A 746-nucleotide genomic window follows, 5' to 3' on the forward strand; every position below is an offset into this window, starting at 1 on the left:
CACCACACCACTCAAGCCCTGTGCATGACCGCTATTGCTCAGATTGATATGGCTGGCATCCAGCGTCCAGGTGCCCGCCCCACTGAGGGCGTTGTTCAAGGCGCTCAGCACGCCGTTGGCATAAACACTAAACAGCAAATTACTGCCACTGGCGATGGCGACTACACCATTGCCCAATTGTGGGGCTTGCGTCACCGTCAGGGTGCTGCCACCCACCAGATCAAACAAACCGTAAAAATTGTTGTTATCCGCAGACAGGGACATCTCTGCCCCGTTGCTGAGGGTGACCGTAGAGTCTGCCACCCCAGTCAGGGCATGAGCCACATCCTCCGTCACGCCACTGAAATTCAGCACCGCGCTGTCAGTGGTCAAATCCACGGTAGCGCTGGCGGCCCCCAGATTATTGGCGTCAGTGACGGTTAACCGGCTGTCGGCACCAATCACCTGAGCACCGGTAAACAAACTGTTATCACCGGTCAGTTGCACATCCGCCAGGGTATTGAGGGTCCCTGCACCACTGAACTGGTTGGCAAAACTGCCATCGCGAGCAAAATTGAGGCTCCCCTCGACACTCACATCACTGCCGCCCAGGGTCCCGGCATTGTTCAGTACCAACGTCGCCCCGCTGTCAATTTGGGTATCGGCGGTTAACCCACTGTTGGCGGCACTGACGGTGAAAGTGCCGGCTTGTAGCTGCAACAGACCATCACCCAGTAAGCCATCGGTAGCGCTGGAAGTACCGCCCG

Annotated in this window: 1 pseudogene; it reads right to left on the reverse strand. The window is 57.5% G+C overall.

Annotated features, from left to right (window positions below):
* Positions 1 to 746: pseudogene (locus AC2A06_RS18710) on the reverse strand (hypothetical protein); the annotation flags it as partial.

The sequence above is a fragment of the Serratia sp. HNCC26DJ244 genome (assembly GCF_057180565.1).